Source organism: Flammeovirga sp. OC4 (genome assembly GCF_000812565.1).
In the GTDB taxonomy this organism is placed as follows: domain Bacteria; phylum Bacteroidota; class Bacteroidia; order Cytophagales; family Flammeovirgaceae; genus Flammeovirga.
Window position 1 is genome coordinate 65,168 of record NZ_JTAM01000010.1, and the last position, 18,899, is coordinate 84,066.

The window sequence follows — 18,899 nt, forward strand, 5'->3', positions numbered from 1 at the left end:
CATCCTTATTTCCGCTAGAAAGATAGTAAAATACTACCTAACTTCTAGAAATCGTCCATTCCTCCACCATCGCCACCGCCTCTTCGTGACGGCTTGAAGTTATTCAATCTGTACGTTAACGTTGCAGTGAATACATGTGGATATCTAAAGTCTTCTGTAAAGTTGGAGAACCCAATACCTGATGAATAACTCTTACGACGTGCTGTACCTAAAACATCATTCATTGAGGCTGTTAAAGTCAACTTCTTTTTCATCAAGTTTTGTTTTACAGCAGCTGTCATCATAAAGTATCCTTCATTTCTACCTTGTGCAGTCACTGTTTCTCCTGTATATCTATTGTTGATTTGAATCTGCGTATTTTTAGACACTCTAAAAGTGTTATTAAAACGGCTACTCCATGTGATATTTTGACGGTCAAAACTTTGTCCTTCCAATTCACCTTCTACTCTGTAATCATACAAGTTCCCCATCAAATCCATCGTCCACCATTTGAAAGGTTGGTAGTTTAAAGAAACCTCAGTACCGAGTGCATAATCTGTTCCTACGTTGGCGTAAGTATGCATAATAACATTGATATCCTCTGGCCAAACTGTTTGTACTCTCTCGATTTTGTTGTGCGTCATTCTGTAATAAGCATCCAAAGAAAGTGTCAGTTTATCACTAATATTTTTCAAGTAACTAAAATCAAATGAATCAATATTTTCTGGTAGTAACCCTGGATTACCTCTACGTACATTGAAAGCATCTTGCCATGTTACAAAAGGCTCTAAGTACCAACCTCTAGGACGTTCAATTCTTCTTGAGTAACTCAACATTAATTGATCATCTTTTGGAAGATTATAAGAAAGGTGAACAGTTGGGAATAAATTCCATTGATCCACTGGGTATTCATCATCTGAGCCTACCACATTAATATTACGGCCCGTATATTCCGCTCTGACACCACCTTGATAACCAAAACTTCCTACTTTTCCTGAGTAAATACCGTAAAGTGAGTGTATCGTTTGAGTGTAATTTGTAGTATAGCTATACTCTGGTTGGAATTCATATTCTCCGGTTGTGGTATTGTAATTATAGACCTCATTGACATCTTCAGCCTGATTCCAACGAGTTTGCCAACCTGCTTCAATCTTATCTTTTTCTCCCACTGGCAATACATAATCGATTTTAGCTCTTAATCTTCCTCCAGGACCAATTTCAGTTGATCTTTGTCCACTTGAAGGAGTCTCAGCAACGCTACCATCACCATATTTAGGATACAATTCATTGATAGAACTTTCTGTCATATCACGTCCACCATAGTCGATCTGAGCATCAAAAGTATGTCCTTTTTTATCAAACTTATGTTGGTAAGCAATGTTGGCATTATAATATAAGCCACCTCTTTCCCACTGCTCACTTGAGATGTATCTGTTTTCATTAATTGGAGCATCGTCACCACCTATTCTTTGGTATTCATAGAAGTCTGCATCCATTCCTCCATACATTTTGAACTCTCCAACTTTACCAGAAATCTTCAAGAAATCTTTCTCAGAAAGATAAAGTTCAACCCCTGCCTGAGCACCATACATTTCAAATGTACGTTCTCTGTCTCCTTCAGAAATAATGTAAGAAGTGGTGTCACCGTTGGTTGTAATACGCTCTGAATTGTAAGTACCTGGGCCTGGTCTTTTGTTGTAATTTGCTCCTACATAGAAGCTGTAATTTTTTCTTTTAAAGTTTAACAGGAAATCGCCGCCCAAACGGTCATACATACCGCCTGTAGCATTGAAGACGCCACTCACGCCTTCTAGTCTATTTTTCTTCGTGATGATATTGATAATTCCGGCAGTGCCGTCTGGGTCGTATTTAGCAGATGGGTTAGTAATTAATTCTATGTTTTCGATTGTTGAAGCTGGGATTTGTTGCAATGCTTCTGAAGCATCTAATACCGAAGGTCGGCCATCAATAAGTACTGTAAAACCTGAACTACCTCTTAAACTTACATTACCATCACCGTCTACAGTTACAGATGGTATGTTTTCTAAGATATCTACAGCAGTACCTGATAGTGCGGCAAACTGAGTTCCCACATTGACAATTTTCTTATCAATATCGTAAGAAACAGAACTTTGTGTGCCTACTACCTCTACTGCGTCCAACACTTCGGCATCAGTGCTTAAAGTAATCACACCTAAATTTTTCTTTAAATTGGGTCTTTTGACTGCAACATTTTCTATCACAGTTTTTTGGAATCCTATAAAGGTGACCTCTATAGTATAAGTTCCCTCTTCTATGTTTTTGATGGAAAAGATACCATCTGCAGAAGTGACAGTACCTCCAACTAAAGCATGAGAGGCTTGTTCAAAAATAGAAACGGTGGCGTATTCCACGGCAACGTTTGAGTCTCCATCAGTTACTTTACCCGAAATCACGCCAGGCTTAAGTGGGTCATTTGCGAAAATTTGAAACGCGATTGATAGAAGTGTTAATAGTATGTATGCTTTTTTATACATGAAATTTGATAGAATTTTTAAGTTCGCTACAAACATATTCAGTAAATCTGTTTGAAATCTGTAGAAATCTGAATTGACTAAGATTTTTCAAAAAAATGATCTGAATTATGTTTTTTCATATGTAGACAACCCGCATGAAATGAAAAAGTTTGATAATAATCCCTTGAATTTTCTTTCAAATTTCTATATTTGCATCACTATACTTATCAAGAAAGATAGAGGGACTGGGCCCTACGATGTCTTAGCAACCTGCGCTCCCCATAGCAAGGTGCTAATTCCCAGCTCGAAGGTGTTCGAGATTAGATGAGTTTATCTCCTAAATGACATGCTGGTACTAAGCGAAAAGCTTTCTTTTTCGGTAGGTGAAACTAAATTAATGATAAAAGAATATTTTTTATTTTAGATTGAGGATCAGATTATTAATACTTAGTTCTTTATGTTTCTTGACTAGCTGCTTTGAGTTACATGAACAGTTACAAGTCATGAAAGACGGAAAAGGAGATTACACTTTTGTTTTCGATTTTTCAAAAAGTAAAGAATTATTGGATATAATTTCTGCCTATACAACTCCTGAAGGAGAAACTATCTTTCAAGCAAATAAATTCAAAAAGCCTTTATCTTTAATTAGTAATGACTTGAATACTATTCCGGGAATCTATAACTGCAAAGAGATATTAGATTCTACTGCTTGGAAAATGGGTATTCAATTCAATTTTGTAGACATCAACGCTCTCAATGTTGCACTTTCTAAAATTGATGGGAAGGAAGAGGTTGAGTATCTGATCATCAAAAGATCAAAAGCGGAATGGAAGCAAAATATCGATTGGAGAAAAATCATTACAAAAAATCTCCCTGCTTCTACTGAAGCCAAAGACGCTATGTTGGAGGCCGTAGACACTGCTCATTATGTTTATAATTGGCAATTAAATAGAGATATAAAGACGTTAAAGTCTTATGATATAGATCAAATAGGCTCCACGGGAGTACTGTTTAAAGGCACTATTCCGGATGATGAACATTATAAATACATCACCCAATGGAATATTAAATTTAAAAAAGAAAAAAAACGAAAATAATGACATATTTATTCACATCCGAGTCCGTTTCTGAAGGACATCCAGATAAAATTGCTGATCAGATCTCTGATTCAATCCTTGACGCTATGTTAAAACAAGATCCTACGTCTCGTGTTGCATGTGAGACTATGGTGACGACTGGCTTAGCAGTAATTGCAGGTGAAGTGACAACGAAAGCGTATGTTGAAATTCCTGACGTTGTAAGAGAAACAATTGAAAAAATTGGTTATGACAAAGAAGACTATTCTTTCGCTGCTCACTCATGTGGTGTACAAGTAGCTCTTCATAGTCAATCTCCTGATATTGCTCAAGGTGTAAATGTTGGAGAGGGTGTTGATAAAGAACAAGGTGCTGGTGACCAAGGTATGATGTTCGGTTATGCTACTAAAGAAACAAAAGAGTTTATGCCAATGGCTTTGGCTTTCTCTCATGCTTTAGTGAAGCGTTTGGCTGAAATCCGTAAGAATCACACAGACCTTATCGGTTACTTACGTCCTGATGCAAAGGCACAAGTAACAATCGAATACAATGAGGACAATACTCCAAAAAGAGTACATACTATCGTAGTTTCTACTCAACACGATGAGTTCCCAGGTATTTCAGATGATGAGGCTTTAGCTCAAATTGCTAGAGACGTAAAAGAGCATGTAATCAGTGCTGTTATTCCTGCTGAATTAATTGATGATGAAACAATCTTCCACATCAACCCAACAGGTAAATTCGTTATCGGTGGTCCTCACGGTGACGCTGGCTTGACTGGTCGTAAAATCATCGTAGATACTTATGGTGGTAAAGGTGCTCACGGTGGTGGTGCATTCTCAGGTAAAGACCCATCAAAAGTAGACCGTTCTGCTGCTTATGCTTCAAGACATATCGCAAAGAACTTAGTTGCTGCAGGTGTTGCTGACGAAGTATTAGTTCAAGTAGCTTATGCAATTGGTGTTTCTACTCCAGTATCATTGAACGTAACAACTTACGGAACTTCAAACGTTGACCTTACAGACGCTGAAATTTCTAAAGTAGTTGACGGTATTTTCGATATGCGTCCAAGTGCAATTGTAGAGCGTTTAGGATTAACAAACCCTATCTTCACTCCAACAGCTGCTTATGGTCATATGGGACAAGCTCCTTACACTGATACTGTTGAAGTAAACCGTACTGAAGTAGTAGAAGAAGGTGACAAGAAGATCAGTACTGTGATAACAGAACAAAAAGAAGTTGAATTCTTTACTTGGGAGAAATTAGATTACGTAGATCAAATCAAGTCTGCTTTTAATCTATAATTAAGATTTCAAGTATTTTTATAGAAAAAGTTTTTTTTCTGAGTCCTTGTTGGTAGCTTCACTAACAAGGACTTTTTTTTTAACTGTATGAAACTCAATAAGCATCTTTTATTCTGTATTTTCTTTTTTTCTCTTTTCACCTCTAAAAGCTATTGTCAATCAGTAACTGATGAGAGTGCATTTCCTAAAAAGGATAAAAATCGAAAATCCGTTGGACTTGTTTTAAGTGGTGGTGGTGCCAAAGGTATTGCACATGTTGGTGTAATAAAGGTATTAGAGGAAAACGGAATTCCTATAGATTATATCACCGGTACATCGATGGGTGCTATTGTGGGTGGTTTTTATGCAGCAGGATACACTAGCAGTGAAATTGAAGCTTTCATGCGTGATCCTGATTTTCAAGCTTGGGTTTCTGGTCAGATCGACCCTGATGATGAGTTCTATTTTGGACGTCAACAACAAGGTGCCGAATGGATTAATTTTAATATCGAACTCGATTCTAACTATTCGGTAGTATGGGATCCTACTATTATTAAAGATGCCACCTTGAACTTTGCCCTCTCCGCCCGCTTATACAAAGCTTCTCATGATGCAAATTATAACTTCGATAGCCTCAGTATTCCGTTCAGATGTATAGGAAGTGATATTTTCGAAAGAAAAGCGGTCACAATCAAGGAAGGTCAACTTGAAAGAGCTATTCGTGCTTCCATGGCGGTTCCACTGGTTTTCAAACCGATTAAAATTAATGATAAATACTTATATGACGGTGGTGTTTATAATAACCTCCCTGTAGATGTCATGAAAAGCGACTTTAATCCTGATATGGTAATTGTCGTCAATTTGGGAGCCAATGATATGCTGGAAGAATATCCTTATGAGAACGACGAAGAATTGGTTAAAGGTAATGTCTTAAAGTATATAGTAATGAACAACACCTACCCAGAAGAAGACATAGACCTCACAAAAGATGTCTATTTGGGTGTTCCTGTTGATGATTACTCTGCGGCAGATTTTACACCCGTCGATACATTATTAAGCATTGGATATAATTTCGCTTCTTCAAAAATTGATCAAATCAGTGAAATGTACGGGGAAGACCAACCAAGAGCAATCCCTAGAAAAAGTAGTTTCGACAATCTTTTCACTCCTAATATTAAAGAAATCAACTTTGTAGAACTTAATAATGATTTATCGTTTAATCAAAGGTTGTTTGTAAGAAATATTGTGAAGCCTAACAGACGAAAAAGTACTTCTGTTGATGAACTTTTGAGCGGTTACAATATGCTTATTTCAAATAATTATTTCAGTGATATTGACGCTTACTTCTATTATGATTCACTAGATCTTGATCCTAGATTACACATTGATGTCACCCCAAATAAGAAATTAAGAGTTGGTGTTGGTGGAAATATTGCTTCAAGAAATATTGGGCAAGCTTACATCAGTGGTCAGTTCAGTATTTTCACCCAATCACTCAATACAGTTAAACTGAATGCATTTGCAGGTGCGTTTTACAGTTCGTTCAGTGCTGAAATCGAATCCATGTTCGCCAAAGAAATTCCTTTTTCGGTAAGTGGTGAATTTATTCTGAACAGATGGAATTACGCCAATGCTCAAGAATTAATCTTTGAACAAAGAGACAAACTCAACCTTCTAAGAAAAGATAACTATGCAGGATTGAAGGCTTGTTTTGCAACAGGACGCAAAAGTAAGCTTACTGCTTTTGGTGGCTATACCTTTAATGAAGATAAATACGATCAAATTGTTGTCATAGCGGATTCCACTACTGGTCAGGGTGTACCTATTGATTTGATTGGCAATGAGAAATTGGACGGATGGATTTTTGGATTGAAATGGGAATCCAATACCTTAAATGCCCAAAAGTTTCCAACCAAAGGACGCTATTTTAAGATTTCAGCCAAAAATATACTCACTTACAACAGGTTCAATTTGATGTTGAATTCAGCCGTTAATCAAAGTTGGAATAGAGACTGGTATACTCTTCAAGCTGAATACGAGCAGTATTTCCCTATGAAAATTTTCACATTAGGCGTGAAAGGACATGCGGCTTATTCCAATTACACAGAATCGGTGACAATATCAGCCTCATTAGCCAACTCCATGGCTTATTATCCTCTATTAGATTCTAAATCTCACTTCTTTGAAGCCTTCAGGTCTCCTCGATTTCTTGCCGGAGGTCTTAAGATTATACGACCTCTATGGTCTGAAAGCTTTAATGTTCAATTAGAAGGTCACGCATTCCACTCTACCGTGAAATATGTAAAAGGAGATACTCCATTATTCCCAGTAGTACAAGAAAAAAGCTTCTGGGACTTCAGTGATATGGATTACGCATTGGCAGCATCATTAGTATACAATAGTCCAATTGGACCTTTTAGCTTATCTATCAACCATTATAATGTGGAAGATCACAATTTTATGGTATTAATCAACCTTGGTATATTAATCTACAACAAGAGAATGATGGAAGAATAAGACTTTGATTTTATCCACTTTTATATGAAAATCTGTTGATAGTTAAAGTGTATGATTTCCATAAAAATAAGTAGTTGCACAATTAAAGAGGTGATTTGTATTGTTTTCAATATAAATCACCTCTTTATTTCATCGTCTTTTTTAATTAATCTTTCAAAATCAATTCCTCCCAGCCTTTATGTTTTAATTTCTCTTTGGAGCCTAACTGTTCTGCTTTTTCCTGCATTGTTTCTTTGATCTTTTTCGAGAATTTCCAACAGGTATTTTGTCTCATCTCTAAAATCTCAGATAGCTTCGTTGATGAAATATCACCATCCTTAGCAAACACGATAAACACCATATAAAAGGCTTTTTGGATAGGAAAATGTAATCTATGGAAAAGTGTACCGGCTGTTACTGACTCATTATAGTTACACTTTTTACATCTTCTACTGTTCACCCCTGCTCCTTTTGCGTAGGTATCGTTACCACATTTTTTACATTGGAAGCCATTTTTCCATTTGATCTCTTCCAGATATGTATAGCAACTTTCATCAGAAGGGAACATTTTTTCAAATTCATCAAAAGTAACTTCCTGCATCAAAACTCTTGCAGATTCTAACTGTTCTACATCCTCATGCAGTTGCTCATTTTCTACTTTAAGTTGGGCGTTCATCTCTTGAATTTGCTTTCTATGCTCATTCAATTGATCATTTACCCATTGCAGTTCATCATTTTTAAGAGCAATAATTTCCTTTTGCTTTGCAATCTCTTCTGTTCTTTCCTCTACTTTTTCCTCAATGATTTTTTCTCTTACCTGTAAATCCTTGATCAATTGACCTTGTGCCTGTTCCTTTTCTTCCTTTAAAATTTTGAAGCGTTGGAACTGCCCTAAAGTCATAAATAGACCGGTTAATAGTAATCCCACGTTGTAAGAATACACTACAACAATAGCGTGCGAGATAAAAATTTCATAAGCCCTTAAAACCTGTAATGAAAGGCCTATCATGATGACTAAATAGCCCAAAAAGAAGTAGGTCACCTTTACCTCTGATCTTTTTATATCCAAAAGCATGTAGAAGAGGATAATGATGAAAGGCACTAAAAAAGTAGGTAGCTGCCATAAACTATCATTAAACGATTTGAAAACAATAAAGTAAAGTGTATTCAAAAGCGTGATTCCCCAGATTGTCACATAAGTTTTGAATGATTTTTTTCGAATTTTCAAAACACTAACACTTAATGCCACAATCGACAACATACTTAATGTTGACGAATAACGCATCAGGATATAATTCCAATAAGGTTGATTAGCAAAAAGGTATTGGGCTGCTAAATTATCTTCTGATAAATCAACACAAATACTTGCTATTAAGAAACCCGTCAACAGTAAAATATCTTTATCTCTTAGAGTCAACAACAGAAGAACAGTTGCTAAAATAAGACAGATTAAAATACCATAATTTGTTCCCAGTAGCATATATTCTGTAATAGAATAAGTGAACAAGTGATTTGCTCTACTCATCTTATAGAAGAGTACATTGTTGAATTCACTGTTATATTTCAGATAAACCGTAATGACCTCGTCTTCTCCAGATTCTAGCCCTGTAATTGGAAAAATTATATTTTTATGCTTGAATTTCCGTTTATCAAAATCATGGTCATACCCTCCTGTTTCAGCATAAATCACTGGCTTTTTACCTACTTGTACATATGCTTTTACACTTCCCACATGACTATCGGGTACTTCAAAAAACCATTGATCCATCCCTAAAGGTTTACCTTGAATCTGCACTTTTACCCAATAACTCTTCACTCCTTTTGAAAAGAGAAGCATATCCTTTTGTGGAGTTTGAAAGAGATGATTAGGGTCTGTCAAGATATCAGAGATCTCAATATTATTCTCAGGATCTTCTAAGAGTAATATTTTAGAAGATGGAACATATACTACATCCTCATAAAAAGGTATCTCTACTGGTGTTAGATTTTGACCTATTGAATTGGTAGTAAGAAAAAGGGATAAAAAGATAAGTAAATAATAATTCATAAATAAAATTCGGAATACTGTTAGTTAAGCGATAATTCGCCTTTTTACTTGGTATAAATTAGAACGAAATACGTATTTTTTTGAGGTAGTTTAAATTACTTCAATGAGTAAATGTATAAATAATTTCAATTTATTTAAATGATAAGGAACCTTTTAAACAAAAAAATAGCCATAGAACGTATCCTATGACTATTTTGTTTTAAATGATTATTCTTAAATAGAAAAACTTTCTCCACATCCACAAGTTCTACTTGCGTTAGGATTTACAAATTGAAAGCCTCTACCATTTAACCCATCAGAAAAATCAAGTGTAGTACCTGCTAAGTATAACAAGCTTTTTTTATCTACATAGATTTTCACTCCTTTATCTTCAAAGATATCATCTGTATCTTTTACTTCCGCATCGAAGGTTAAGTCGTACATTAAACCCGAACATCCTCCTCCTTTTACAGAAACACGAACATTTTGATCATCATCTCGACCTTCTTGCTCTCTAAGTTCAATAATGCGCTTTGCTGCTGCATCTGTTACATCTATCATAACTATATAATTAAGAAAGGATAACCTTTTATTTGTTCAAACAATTTTTGTGAATAAAACAAAGGTACTACTTTTTTATTAGTTCAACAACCCAGCTCTTCTAAGTAGGGCGTCAACCTTTGGTTCCTCTCCTCTAAAGCGTTTGTAAAGTTCCATAGGATCTTCAATACCGCCTCGGGAAAGAATATTTTCTTTGAAACTACTTGCAGTGTTTTTATCAAAGATTCCTTTTTCTTTGAATAATTCAAAAGCATCGGCATCTAAAACTTCAGCCCACTTGTAAGAATAGTAGCCCGCTGCGTATCCACCTTGGAAAATATGAGAGAAAGCTACACTCATGTTCACTCCTTCCACTTTCGGTAAGGTATCTATAGAGGTTGGTTCCATTGCTTTTTCTTCAAACTGACTAACATCAGCCACTTTTCCATCATGTAATTGGTGATAGGACATGTCTAGCAAACCAAAACTTACTTGTCTTAGGGTTTGATAACCTTCTAAGAAAGTTGACGATGCTTTGATTTTATCAATCATCTCTTGTGGAATTTTCTCTCCCGTTTCATAGTGACTTGCAAAAAGGTCTAATGCCTCTTTTTCATAGCACCAATTTTCTAAAACTTGAGATGGCAACTCTACAAAATCCCAATACACTGATGTACCTGTCAAGCTTTCGTACTTTCCTTCTGCCAACATACCATGTAAAGCATGTCCAAATTCATGGAATAAAGTAGTGACTTCGTTGAAAGTCAATAATGATGGTTTTGTTTCTGTAGGTTTTGTAAAATTACAAACAATAGAAACGTGAGGTCTTTTCTCCTCTCCATTATAAATTGACTGCCCTCTGAAAGAGGTCATCCATGCCCCGCCTCTTTTACCTGCTCTTGGAAAAAAGTCAGCATAGAATACAGCAATATGTCTACCCTTACCGTCCTTTACTTCATACGTCATGACGTCTTCATGATACTTATCGATGTCTGTTCTGGCTTCGAAATGTAAATCATAGAGTTTTGAAGAAACCTCAAAAACGCCACTCAATACATTTTCCAACTTGAAATATGGTTTCAATGCTTCATCATCAATGGCATATCTTTCTTTCTTCAATTTCTCAGACCAGAATCCCCAATCCCAACGTTGCACTTCCTCTGCACCATTCTGCTTTGCATAATTAACTACATCCTCTACCTCTTTGTTTGCCGCAGGGTGAGCTTTTTGTTCTAAATCAGTTAAAAAGTCAACAACAGCCTTCGGTGAAGGGGCCATTCTTTTCTCCAATACGTAATCTGCATAGTTATCAAAACCTAATAGCTTTGCCTTTTCATTTCTGTATTGAACAATTTCCTTGACGATTTCTTGATTATCATTGTCACCACCATCAAAACATCTTGTTCCAAAAGCAGTGAATAACTCTTTTCTTAATTCTCTATTCTCAGCATAAGTCATAAAAGGGATATAACTTGGGTACTGAAGCGTAAATTGCCACTTTCCTTCTTTTCCTGCTTCTTTCGCGGTCATTGCAGCACCTTCTACCACTGCTTCAGGCAATCCTGCTAAGTCCTCTTCTTTATCAATCACTAATTCATACGCATTTGTAGCCGCTAAAACGTGCTCACCAAATGTCAATGACAGCTTCGATAACTTTAGATCAACCTCTCTTAACTTCTCTTTATTTTCTGCATTGAGTTCTGCTCCATTTAGAGAAAAATCCTTATATGTTTTTTCTAAAAGTCTTGCATCTTCTACTTCTAAATTTAGCGTATCTTTTTGCTCATACACTGCTTTTACTCTTTCAAATAACTTCTCATTCAAAAGGATGTCATTTTGGAGTGAGCTTAATTTTGGAGATACTTCTTGAGCAATTTTCTGAATCTCATCATTTGTCTCTGCTGAATTCAGATTAAAAAATATACTACTAATCTTTCCTAGTGTATCTGAACAGTGTTCTAATGCAACAACGCTGTTTTTAAAAGTAGGGGCTTCGGTATTATTTTCTAATGCTGTTATATTTTCTTTCGCTTCTGCAATAGCGGCATCAAAAGCGGGAATAAAGTGTTCTTCTTTGATTGCTGAAAATGGTGCTGTTCCAAATGGGCCTGTAAAATTTTCTAATAGAGGATTGCTCATTAAAGTATTATTTTATTGTTCAAAAAGATAGCCTTTAGCGTTGAATTCACTAAAGGCTATACAATATCGTATGATCTATTTTAAAAGTCTACTAATTCATGCGAATATTCTTGGCTGCATTCGCAAATACTTTATACTTTCCACCCATTTCAGTGAGTGTATTTTTCCATATATCATCCACGGGTTCATCCAATATATGGTTTAATCTTGCATTGGAAACCACCCAAGAATCTTCTTTTAATTCTCCACGAAGCTGTTGGTTTTCCCAACCTGCATAACCCATAAAAAACCTACAATTGCTTTCATTCAAGATCCCTTTTGTATTGAGCTCTTGTATTTCCTCATAATCTCCACCCCAATAAATACCGTCTTTGAGAGGAATCGCATTGGTGATCTCTTTAAATTTATGAATATAGTGCAATGTATCTTGTTCTACTGGTCCTCCCACATAAATTGGACTATCAATAGCTAGACGAGACTCTACTTCTTCAATAGTCACCATAGAAGGTTTGTTAAGAATCAAGCCAAATGATCCTTTTTGTTCATCATGTTCGCAGATTAAAATTACAGCACGTTCGAAGTTACGATCCTTCATATAAGGTTCTGAGAGCAGTAAATCTCCGTTTTCGATAGGACGCTGTCCAAAGTTGATAGTAAAATCCATAGTTCAAAAGGGGCTAATTCAAAGTCATCTATATATTTCTTTAGAAAGTTTTCTTGTTTCGGTGGGAAACTATTTGATCCTTAATTTCAAAATATCATCTAGAAAAGCAAAATGTATTCACATTAAATTGGAATAATACCACGTAATTCTCAGAAAATCACTAAAAATAATGATCTAAAAATTTCAAAAAGGTTCATTTTTTTAAAATAAATTTAAGGAATTTTAAGAACAGAAACTTTAAGCTGTACGGAAATAACTTTTTATTGTCTTTTTTTGTTTAAAGCATAGCTTTGAAACATAAACAATTTAGAGTTGACATTTGTTTGTGCATCTTTTGAACTAAAATCCGAGCAAATGTATAAAAATGTAACAAAGTGGTTGTAACTTCGCAATTCAATCGCAGAAATAAAAAAGTATGGATTATTTAGAAGGATTAAACCCACCACAGCGAGAAGCTGTTGTAAATATGGAAGGCCCAATGATGATTATTGCTGGTGCCGGATCTGGTAAAACAAGAGTTTTGACCTATAAAATTGCACACCTGATTGCCAATGGTGTGGAGCCTTTCCAAATCTTATCTCTTACTTTTACCAACAAAGCTTCAAGAGAGATGCGTGAACGTATTGTAGAAGCAGTTGGTGATGAAGCGAAAAACCTTTGGATGGGTACATTCCACTCCGTATTTGCCAAAATTTTACGTTTTGAGGCCGATAAGTTGGGGTACCAATCTAATTTTACCATCTATGATTCTGAAGATGCTAAATCGGTCATTAAAAGTGTGGTAAAGGACTTCCGTTTAGATGATAAACTATACAAACCGAATGTTGTATTAAGTAGAATTTCTGCTGCAAAAAATGACTTGATCTCTTGGAGAGCCTACGAAGGGAACAATGATAGAAGATTAGAAGATGAAGCTACAGGTAGACCAAAGATTTTCGAAATTTATAAAGAATATGCGATCCGATGTTTTAGAGCAAATGCAATGGATTTTGATGATCTTCTGTTCAATACCAATGTGCTTTTTCATCAGCACTTAGATGTACTCAACAAATATCAGCATAAGTTCAAATATGTATTGATTGACGAGTTTCAAGACACCAACATCTCTCAATATTATATCACGAGAAAACTAGCTGCAAAAAATAGAAATATTTGTGTGGTAGGTGATGATGCTCAATCAATATATGCTTTCAGAGGTGCCAATATTCAAAATATCCTAAACTTTGAAAAGGATTATCCTGAGCTTAAAGTCATCAAATTGGAGCAAAATTACCGTTCTACACAAACTATTGTAGAAGCAGCAAACTCGGTAATTAAGCACAATACAAATCAGCTTGAAAAGAATACTTTTACTCAAAATGCTATTGGTGAACGTATCGAAGTCATTCGTTCAGCTACAGATTTGGATGAAGCAAAAGCAGTTGCACAAAGTATTCAGACTGCAATGATGAGAGACCATATTCCGGCTCAAGACATTGCTATTTTATATAGAACCAACTCTCAGTCAAGAGCATTGGAGGAGGCCTTGGTGAAATTAAGTATTAAAGCTCAGATTTTTGGAGGTCTTTCTTTCTATCAGAGAAAGGAAATCAAAGATATGATCGCCTACCTAAAATTTGTCACCAACCCAAAGGATGAAGAAGCATTTAAAAGGGTTATCAATTACCCCAAAAGAGGAATTGGACCTACAACTGTCAATAATCTATTTGTAAAGGCGGCTGAAAATAAATTAGGTATTTGGGATGTGGTTGCCAATGTAAGACGTTTCTTTGGTGGTAGAGTGGCTACGCAAGTGGAAAACTTTGCCAATATGATCAAGGTATTCCAAATGCAAATGGAATCTAAAAATGCCTTTGAGTTAGCCTCATTCATAGCCAAAGGGTCGGGCATACTAAAGGAGCTTTATGACGATAAAACTGTTGAAGGTAAAAACAGATACGAAAACCTTCAAGAACTCTTGAACGGTATTCAAGGTTTTACTGATGATCCAGAAAAAGAAGATAAAAGCTTAACCACTTACTTGGAAGAGATTTCATTAATCACCTCCGCTGAAAAAGAAGACATGTCTGATGCCATCACTTTGATGACGATTCACATGTCTAAAGGTTTGGAGTTTGATTACGTTTACTTGGTGGGCATGGAAGAAAACCTATTCCCGTCTCAAATGATGTTGGAAACAAGAGCTGATCTTGAAGAAGAACGTCGTCTGTTTTACGTAGCAATTACAAGAGCAAAGATCAAACTATTTATGACTTATGCTTTGCAACGTTACCGTTTCGGAAAATCGATTATGTGTGATCCTAGCCGATTTATTGATGAAATTGCTCCTCAGTACATCAGCATGAAACGTAGTAGTATCAATGATGATTTAGATCCTGGAAACGTCCCTGGCTTCTCTAATTATAGATCTCTTCGTCAAGCACCTTCCAACTTCACAAAGAAAGTTGTACCACCAAAAGACGACCGTCCTTTTGTTCCTTCAAAATCGGAAGAAATTAAAGAGGGACTTACAGTTAGACATATGAAATTTGGTGATGGTGTGGTCGATAAAGTTGCTGAAGAAGGGTTAGACCGTAGAGCGACTATTCAATTTGAAGAAGTAGGCAAAAAGACATTGATCCTTACTTTTGCAAAATTGATGATCATAGAATAGTACACCTCATTTTGGTGATTCAAAAAAACCGTAACTATCTTTAAGTCTTCTAATAGTTTAAGTGATGCTATTAGAAGACTTTATTTTTGATTCATCTACTATCAAACATATATGAAAATCTTTTTTTTATTAATCACATTTATCACATGTATCACTCCATTAATTCAAGGTCAGGACATTCAGGCTCCACCTTATTTCTTGGAGTTTATGGAAAAGAATCCAAAGAAATTCCATCTTACTTATCATGATACTGGCGGTAAATTAATCAAATGGAATGACGAACAACTTTCCAATGTCAACGGTCTTGTCTATTGGCTTTTTGCCTTAGAATATGTAAGACAAGTTGAAAATGATAATTTCTCTGCAACAGAAAGGGTTCCATTAGAAGATATAGTTCGTTTTGATGCCTCAAGTAATAAAATGAAAGTCTGGAATGATTACCTGAACAAGACCAGAAAGCTACTGAATAAAAAGGTAAGAATGAGAGAAATTGTAAGTGGAATTATCAACTTCGGTAATGATGCTAATGGTGATTATATGATTTCAAGACTTGGACTAGACTCTGTAATGTCTTCTGTTCAAACTTTTCAAATGTACAACACCACTGCTCTTTTCCCCCTTTCATCGGCTAATATTTACATTCACAACCCTTATCAAGTTCCCCATCAAGAATTTGTAAATCACATCAAAAATGAGAATCTAAATGAATTCAGACAAGAAGTCTACGCTCTGTTTGATACTCTTGTACATGATTCTTTAGGCACTAAAGTCGAAACTTTCGAATTTGCCCCTGGCAGACATAAAGAGTATGCTGCACTACTATCTGATCGAATGCCACTTGGCCTCGTTTCTGATTTTAATATTCTAATGCAAAAAATCAACGAGAGAACATTTTTCAAAGGTGGAATGGAAAAAGAGTGGTACAAGACGGTAGAAGAACCGCTAATGTCTTCTAAAATTATGCAGGAACACTATAAACACTGCGGTAGATTTGTGTATTCTACTGTCAACAGTGTGGTGATTTCTATGTACGCAACTTTCCAAAATGGCAAGAAGGTACATTTAACAGCCACTTTTGAGAACTTAACAGAAACAGAACATATTGACCTTGCCCTTTCCATCAATGATTTCGGGTTTTCACTTTTAGAAAACAAAGAGTATTTGAAACAAGTACAGGATAAGGTCAACTTCTTAAGAATGAAAAAATAATGGAACAAAAAATATACGATTCACTTATTGTTGGTGGAGGTCCTATTGGGATGGCTTGTGGAATAGCTGCCAAAAAACGTGACCTTTCACATATTATCATCGAAAAAGGATGCTTGGTCAATTCCCTTTACAACTATCCGGTAAATATGACCTTCTTTTCCACTTCTGAAAAGCTAGAGATTGGTGATACACCTTTTGTTTCACACAATCATCGACCTGTTAGAAGAGAAGCATTAGAGTATTACAGGAGAGTACAGACACTTTGGAATTTAAATGTTCACCTGTTTGAGGAAGTAGTAGGAATTAAAACGACCAATGTAGAGGGGAAATTGGTATACGAAGTCCATACATCCAAAGCGAATTATAAGGCTTACAGCATCACCATTGCAACAGGTTTTTATGACATCCCTAATTTGATGAATGTTGAAGGTGAAACTCTCTCAAAAGTGAAACATTATTACGATGATCCACACTTGTATGCCTTTACAGATGTAGCGGTTATTGGAGGGGCAAATTCTGCTATTGATGCAGCACTAGAGACCTATAGAAAGGGTGCAAGGGTCACATTGATTATACGAGAAGAAGAAATCAACGACAGAGTGAAATATTGGGTAAAACCTGATATTGAGAATAGAATCAAAGAAGGAAGTATCAAGTGCTACTTTGAAAGTGAAGTGGAAGAGATTAAGGAAAAGTCGATTGTCATTAAATCAAAAGACGCTTCTGTTGAAATTCCAAATGACTTCGTATTAGCGATGACAGGCTACCAACCTAACTTTGATTTTCTATCAAAAATGGGAATTTCCCTAGCGGAGGATGAATTAAAAACTCCTTCTTATAATGAAACAACACATGAATCGAATATTGAAAATATATTCCTTGCCGGTGTAGTTTGCGGAGGCATGAAAACGAATACTTGGTTTATAGAAAACTCAAGGGTCCACGCTGATATTATTTACGATACACTTAAAGAAAGATTAAAATAGATGAGTACAATTTTTATTACAGGTACAAGTAAAGGTCTCGGAAAAGGCTTTGCTGAGTATTTTTTACAAGAAGATCATCAAGTATTAGGTTTTAGTAGAAGCGAAAATACCGAATTAATAGCCTCTCCTAACTTCAAACATCATAGTATTGATTTAGAAAACTTAAATGCAATTGAGGAAGTGATTGAAAAAGCATTAGAAGGTGTTGAAACATTAGATTTAGTCATTCTTAATGCAGGGGTGTTGGGTGAAATCCAAACTATGGTTAACTCTGCGGTTTCATCCATGCAAAATGTTATGGATGTCAACTTATGGAGTAATAAAGTGATACTGGATACCATTCTTAAAAAAGGCATTGCTGTAAAACAAGTGGTGGGCATTTCCTCAGGCGCTTCTATCAACGGTAATAAAGGTTGGTCAGGTTACTCTATCTCTAAAGCGGCGTTTAATATGATGATTAAGCTCTACGCTGCCGAACATCAAGACACACACTTTACTGCACTCGCTCCAGGTTTAATCGATACAGGTATGCAGGACTATTTATGTGGAAAAGTAAATCATGAAGAGTTCCCTAGTATTCAAAGATTACAAGAAGCAAGAGGAACTACGGCTATGCCTAATGGGACTGAAGCAGGTAAATTGATTGCTGAATTAATTCCTAAACTTTTGAATACACCTAACGGAAGTTACCAAGACGTAAGAAAACTTTAAAATAAGGCCATAATTTATGATTATGGCTGTTTTAAAAACATAAAAAAAAGGCTCGTAAAACAAGCCTTCTTTTTCGCTATTTCTCATTGCTACTTTCTACTATGAGAACGAAATATGGGAATCGAACCCACGTCCTTTACTTAATCAAATTAAGCACTGCTCTGACCACTGAGCTAAATTCGTTGATGATGAAAATATTTTTGAGGTCTTAGCCTTAATTGGTTAATACAATAATACAAACTAGATTTACTTAATTCTAGTGTTTCTTAATCCTTATTTGCTAACAAAATTAAATAAATGCTATTTTTAATTTCAACCTCCTATTTTTCAGCCTCTTAATCTATTTAGTAATACTTGTAAAAATTACTTAATATTTACCGCATAATCTTAATAGATTTTAATCCTCCATTTTTCCACACCTCAAACTACGAATACAACCGATAGAAATGTACTATTACAAAGGTATTTAATGAATATCCGCTCACTTTAAAACAGCTAAATTCCTCTTTTAAAATAGAAGGCTACTTTACCTCTTCTATTGCATTAAAGTGACTATGCCCATAGAGAAACCACTAAAAAGGAGCATTGAAAGCATTACTACTTCACCTTAATTGTACTAATCCATGGATAAGCAAACTTTTC

General features: G+C 35.6%; 12 protein-coding genes, 1 tRNA gene and 1 riboswitch. Of the genes, 7 read left to right on the forward strand and 6 right to left on the reverse strand.

Annotated elements, in window-relative coordinates; all coding sequences use genetic code 11:
- Nucleotides 1-44 precede the first annotated feature (44 nt).
- Nucleotides 45-2,495, reverse strand: a complete 2,451-nt coding sequence (locus PL77_RS09560) for an outer membrane beta-barrel family protein (protein ID WP_172665827.1) — start codon at nt 2,493-2,495, stop codon at nt 45-47.
- A gap of 200 nt (nt 2,496-2,695) precedes the next feature.
- Nucleotides 2,696-2,805: riboswitch (SAM riboswitch) on the forward strand.
- 172 nt (nt 2,806-2,977) lie between these two features.
- On the opposite strand from PL77_RS09560, the gene PL77_RS09565 reads away from it, so the two are divergent.
- The 3 genes from PL77_RS09565 (at nt 2,978) to PL77_RS09575 (ending at nt 7,350) form a co-directional block, all read left to right on the forward strand.
- Nucleotides 2,978-3,571, forward strand: a complete 594-nt coding sequence (locus tag PL77_RS09565) for a hypothetical protein (RefSeq protein WP_044204177.1) — start codon at nt 2,978-2,980, stop codon at nt 3,569-3,571.
- Nucleotides 3,571-4,854 (forward strand): methionine adenosyltransferase, encoded by a 1,284-nt coding sequence (metK, locus tag PL77_RS09570; protein ID WP_044204179.1) that lies wholly within the window; start codon nt 3,571-3,573, stop codon nt 4,852-4,854. The genes PL77_RS09565 and metK overlap by 1 nt, the downstream gene beginning before the upstream one ends.
- 87 nt (nt 4,855-4,941) lie before the next feature.
- A complete protein-coding gene (locus PL77_RS09575) occupies nt 4,942-7,350 on the forward strand; it encodes a patatin-like phospholipase family protein (RefSeq protein ID WP_044204182.1) in 2,409 nt (802 codons plus the stop codon).
- Between the two features lie 145 nt (nt 7,351-7,495).
- On the opposite strand, the gene PL77_RS09580 is transcribed toward PL77_RS09575, so the two are convergent.
- From PL77_RS09580 to PL77_RS09595, 4 genes are all read right to left on the reverse strand, one after another.
- Nucleotides 7,496-9,376 carry a 7TM diverse intracellular signaling domain-containing protein gene (locus PL77_RS09580; protein ID WP_044204185.1) on the reverse strand — a complete coding sequence of 627 codons (1,881 nt, stop codon included), beginning with the start codon at nt 9,374-9,376 and terminating at the stop codon, nt 7,496-7,498.
- A 213-nt stretch (nt 9,377-9,589) separates the two neighbouring features.
- Entirely contained in the window at nt 9,590-9,916 is a 327-nt protein-coding gene (locus PL77_RS09585; RefSeq protein ID WP_044204187.1) for an iron-sulfur cluster assembly accessory protein, read from the reverse strand.
- 78 nt (nt 9,917-9,994) lie between these two features.
- A complete protein-coding gene (locus tag PL77_RS09590; RefSeq protein ID WP_044204189.1) occupies nt 9,995-12,034 on the reverse strand; it encodes a M3 family metallopeptidase in 2,040 nt (679 codons plus the stop codon).
- Between the two features lie 91 nt (nt 12,035-12,125).
- Nucleotides 12,126-12,698 (reverse strand): YqgE/AlgH family protein, encoded by a 573-nt coding sequence (locus PL77_RS09595; protein WP_044204191.1) that lies wholly within the window; start codon nt 12,696-12,698, stop codon nt 12,126-12,128.
- Nucleotides 12,699-13,113: 415 nt separating this feature from the next.
- Between PL77_RS09595 and PL77_RS09600 the strand changes: the two genes are divergently transcribed.
- The 4 genes from PL77_RS09600 to PL77_RS09615 all read left to right on the forward strand — a co-directional run bounded on the left by PL77_RS09600 (nt 13,114) and on the right by PL77_RS09615 (nt 18,257).
- The gene (locus PL77_RS09600) at nt 13,114-15,351 is read left to right on the forward strand and encodes an ATP-dependent helicase (protein ID WP_044204193.1); all 2,238 of its coding nucleotides are present in this window, start codon (nt 13,114-13,116) and stop codon (nt 15,349-15,351) included.
- 111 nt (nt 15,352-15,462) lie between these two features.
- A complete protein-coding gene (locus PL77_RS09605; RefSeq protein ID WP_044204196.1) occupies nt 15,463-16,560 on the forward strand; it encodes a hypothetical protein in 1,098 nt (365 codons plus the stop codon).
- Nucleotides 16,560-17,546 carry a YpdA family putative bacillithiol disulfide reductase gene (locus tag PL77_RS09610; RefSeq protein ID WP_044204199.1) on the forward strand — a complete coding sequence of 329 codons (987 nt, stop codon included), beginning with the start codon at nt 16,560-16,562 and terminating at the stop codon, nt 17,544-17,546. The genes PL77_RS09605 and PL77_RS09610 overlap by 1 nt, the downstream gene beginning before the upstream one ends.
- Nucleotides 17,547-18,257 carry an SDR family NAD(P)-dependent oxidoreductase gene (locus PL77_RS09615; protein ID WP_044204202.1) on the forward strand — a complete coding sequence of 237 codons (711 nt, stop codon included), beginning with the start codon at nt 17,547-17,549 and terminating at the stop codon, nt 18,255-18,257.
- Between the two features lie 106 nt (nt 18,258-18,363).
- Here the strand turns inward: PL77_RS09615 and PL77_RS09620 are convergent.
- Nucleotides 18,364-18,440 (reverse strand) — tRNA-Gln (locus PL77_RS09620).
- Nucleotides 18,441-18,899: the final 459 nt, after the last annotated feature.

Bases quoted from the DNA above. Each gene is read 5' to 3' on its own strand.
- PL77_RS09585 (WP_044204187.1), bottom strand. From the start codon at position 9,916: ATGATAGATGTAACAGATGCAGCAGCAAAGCGCATTATTGAACTTAGA.
- metK (WP_044204179.1), top strand. From the start codon at position 3,571: ATGACATATTTATTCACATCCGAGTCCGTTTCTGAAGGACATCCAGAT.
- PL77_RS09590 (WP_044204189.1), bottom strand. From the start codon at position 12,034: ATGAGCAATCCTCTATTAGAAAATTTTACAGGCCCATTTGGAACAGCA.
- PL77_RS09600 (WP_044204193.1), top strand. From the start codon at position 13,114: ATGGATTATTTAGAAGGATTAAACCCACCACAGCGAGAAGCTGTTGTA.
- PL77_RS09610 (WP_044204199.1), top strand. From the start codon at position 16,560: ATGGAACAAAAAATATACGATTCACTTATTGTTGGTGGAGGTCCTATT.
- PL77_RS09560 (WP_172665827.1), bottom strand. From the start codon at position 2,495: ATGTATAAAAAAGCATACATACTATTAACACTTCTATCAATCGCGTTT.
- PL77_RS09605 (WP_044204196.1), top strand. From the start codon at position 15,463: ATGAAAATCTTTTTTTTATTAATCACATTTATCACATGTATCACTCCA.
- PL77_RS09580 (WP_044204185.1), bottom strand. From the start codon at position 9,376: ATGAATTATTATTTACTTATCTTTTTATCCCTTTTTCTTACTACCAAT.
- PL77_RS09595 (WP_044204191.1), bottom strand. From the start codon at position 12,698: ATGGATTTTACTATCAACTTTGGACAGCGTCCTATCGAAAACGGAGAT.
- PL77_RS09615 (WP_044204202.1), top strand. From the start codon at position 17,547: ATGAGTACAATTTTTATTACAGGTACAAGTAAAGGTCTCGGAAAAGGC.
- PL77_RS09565 (WP_044204177.1), top strand. From the start codon at position 2,978: ATGAAAGACGGAAAAGGAGATTACACTTTTGTTTTCGATTTTTCAAAA.
- PL77_RS09575 (WP_044204182.1), top strand. From the start codon at position 4,942: ATGAAACTCAATAAGCATCTTTTATTCTGTATTTTCTTTTTTTCTCTT.